This is a genomic window from Azospirillum oryzae, from assembly GCF_008364795.1.
GTDB classification, from domain to species: domain Bacteria; phylum Pseudomonadota; class Alphaproteobacteria; order Azospirillales; family Azospirillaceae; genus Azospirillum; species Azospirillum oryzae.
Map to the genome: position 1 here is coordinate 1 of NZ_VTTM01000026.1, position 2,840 is coordinate 2,840.

Sequence of the window (2,840 nt, forward strand, 5' to 3'; positions counted from 1 at the left end):
TGCAGATTCCGACTGAAAGCGGCCACGGTTTCCGACGCCAAAGCGGCCAGTGTTCCGATCGCAAGCCGGCCGGCATTCCGATTTGAAGGCGGCCACCGTTCCGACATGAAGCCGGCCCCCCTTCCACCGTGAAGGCGGCCGGCATCATCGTCGGCATGATGATGGTGTCTTCCCTGCGAGGAGAGCTTCCATCAAGCACCGCCTCCTGATCCAACCGACAGGAGGAGCGGATGCCAGCCTTGAGGCTTTCCATGCGGCAAATCCGTGAATTGTTTCGCCTGAAGTTCGGCAGCCTGCTGCCGACCAGCGATCGCCAGATCGCAGCCCAGCTCGGTGTCGCGCGCAGCACCGTGGCGGAGTACCTGGAGCGCGCCCATGTCGCAGGCCTGTCCTGGCCACTGCCCCCCGACCTCAGCGATGCCGAGCTGGAGGAGCGGCTGTTCGCCCGTCCGAACATTCGCCCCGGCGCCCGCCGGCGTCCGGAACCCGACTGGGCGGCTATGCACCGCGAACTCAAACGCCCGGGCGTCACGCTGATGATCCTGTGGGAGGAGTACCGCGCCGCTCATCCCGACGGCTACGGCTACAGCCGCTTCTGCGAGTTGTACCGGGAGTTCGAGGCGCGGCTCGCCCCCAGCATGCGTCAGCCCCACCTGGCCGGCGACAAGGTCTTCGTCGACTACTCCGGCAAGACGCTGCCCATCCGCGATCCCGCCACCGGCGCCGTGCGGCCCGCCCAGCTCTTCATCGCCGTGCTGGGCGCCTCCAACTACACCTACGCCGAGGCGACCTGGACGCAGACGCTGCCCGACTGGATCGGGGCGCATGTCCGCATGCTGGAAGCGTTTCAGGGCTGCCCGCGTCTGATCGTGCCGGACAACCTGAAAAGCGGCGTCCTCAAGGCTTCCTTTTACGACCCGGAGCTCAACCGCAGTTATGCCCACATGGCGCACGCCTACAGCGTCGGCATCCTGCCGGCGCGTCCGCGTCGCCCGCGTGACAAGGCCAAGGTGGAAGCCGGTGTGCGCATTGCGCAATACTTCATCCTCGGCCGGCTGCGCAATCTGCCGTTCTTCTCCCTGGCCGAAGCCAATGGCGCGATCGACCGGGTGCTGGAAGACCTCAACACACGACCCCAGCGTCGCCTTGGGCTCAGCCGCAGGGAGCTGTTCGAACAGCTTGATCGGCCGGCGCTGCGGCCGCTACCCGACACGCCCTACGAATACGCGGAGTGGAAGCTCGTGCGCGTCGGCCCCGACTACCATGTCGAGGTCGCCGGCTTCTACTACTCGGTACCGGCGGCGCTGATCCGCCAACAGATCGACGCACGCCTCACCGCCACCACGGTGGAGTTCTTCCACCGCGGCCAGCGGGTCGCCGCCCATGCCCGCCGACACGGCGGCGAGCGCCACAGCACCGTGCCCGAGCACATGCCGGCGGCACACCGCCGATACGCCGAGTGGAGCCCTGAACGTTTCGAGCGGGACGCCGGCGACCTCGGCCCCAACACTGTGGCGTTGATCCGCGCCATCCTCGCCAGCCGGCCGCACCCGGAACAGGGCTTCCGCACCTGCCGTGGCGTGCTGAAGCTGTTTCGCGGCCCCAACCGGGCCCGCGCCGAGGCGGTGAGTGCCCGGGCGCTGGAGATCGGCGCCACCACCGCCGACAGCATCGCCTCGATCCTACGCAACAACCTGGACCGGGTTCGCTCCACCGCCCGCCCTGAGGCGCCGGCGCTGGACCACGCCAACATCCGCGGCTCGCGGTACTTTCATTAGGAGCCCACCATGCTTTCCCATCCCACCTTCGACCAGCTCAGCGACCTGGGGCTGCACGGCATGGCCAAGGCGTTGCGCGAGATGCAGACCAACCGCGAGGCTGGCACCCTCAGCCATGAGGAATGGCTGGGTGTGCTGCTCGATCACGAGGTGACGCTGCGGCGGCAGAAACGTTTCGAAGCGCGCGCCAAGAGCGCCCGGCTGCGCCATCCCGCCGTGATCGAGGATGTTGATTTCCGGGCGCCGCGTGGGCTGGACCGCGCGCTGTTCCAGAAGCTGGCGACCTGCCGATGGATCCACGACCACCAGAACGTGATCATCACCGGGCCGACCGGCATCGGCAAATCCTGGCTGGCCTGCGCGCTTGGCCACCGTGCCTGCCGCGAAAACCTATCGGTACTCTACCAGCGGATGCCCCGGCTGTTCGAGACCCTGGCCCTGGCACATGGCGACGGCCGTTACGCCCGCCTGATGCGTGGCTTCGCCCGCGTGCGACTTCTCATCTTGGACGACTGGGGACCAGAGCCGCTGAACGCAGAGCAGCGCCGCGACCTGCTCGAGATCGTAGAGGACCGCTACAACGCCGGCTCTCTGCTGATCACCAGCCAAATCCCCACGGACCGCTGGCACGAACTCATTGGGGATCCGACTCTCGGGGACGCGATCTTGGACCGCATTCTTCACAACGCCTACCGCATCGACCTCACCGGAGACTCAATGCGCAAGCCGCGACGCCAGCCAGCCCTGTCCGACGGAGAGTGACGAGACCGCCGGGCGCCCCCGGAGCTCCACAGGCACCTCCCAGGCAAGCCGGCCGCTCTCCAGCGTGATGAGGCGCGCTCGCGACCGGCTTGCCCGGGGCCCTCCTATGGATTCCGGGGACGCCCTCCACCTCGACATGATCATGGCGGCTTGACCCGACGCCATGCTCATGCGACACGAAAAACGCCTCGCGGGGATACGCCACCCCGGCCGCTTTCCTTCGGAACGCTGGCCGGCTTCAGTTCGGAACAGTGGCCGCTTTCAAATCGGAATACCCGGCCGGCTTCATCGGAATCTGCA

General features: G+C 67.3%; 3 protein-coding genes. 2 read left to right on the forward strand and 1 reads right to left on the reverse strand.

Annotated elements, in window-relative coordinates:
• Positions 1-253 (reverse strand): hypothetical protein (locus tag FZ938_RS30895; RefSeq protein ID WP_211101205.1); only part of this gene is annotated, 253 nt, incomplete at its 3' end.
• On the opposite strand from FZ938_RS30895, the gene istA reads away from it, so the two are divergent.
• Together istA and istB are read left to right on the forward strand one after the other, a co-directional pair.
• Positions 231-1,778, forward strand: a complete 1,548-nt coding sequence (istA, locus tag FZ938_RS30300; RefSeq protein ID WP_098735030.1) for an IS21 family transposase — start codon at positions 231-233, stop codon at positions 1,776-1,778. The genes FZ938_RS30895 and istA overlap by 23 nt on opposite strands.
• Positions 1,779-1,787: 9 nt before the next feature.
• A complete protein-coding gene (gene istB, locus FZ938_RS30305; RefSeq protein WP_098735029.1) occupies positions 1,788-2,540 on the forward strand; it encodes an IS21-like element helper ATPase IstB in 753 nt (250 codons plus the stop codon).
• Positions 2,541-2,840: the final 300 nt, after the last annotated feature.

Coding starts and splice junctions, on each gene's coding strand:
- istA (WP_098735030.1), top strand. CDS start 231: ATGCCAGCCTTGAGGCTTTCCATGCGGCAAATCCGTGAATTGTTTCGC.
- istB (WP_098735029.1), top strand. CDS start 1,788: ATGCTTTCCCATCCCACCTTCGACCAGCTCAGCGACCTGGGGCTGCAC.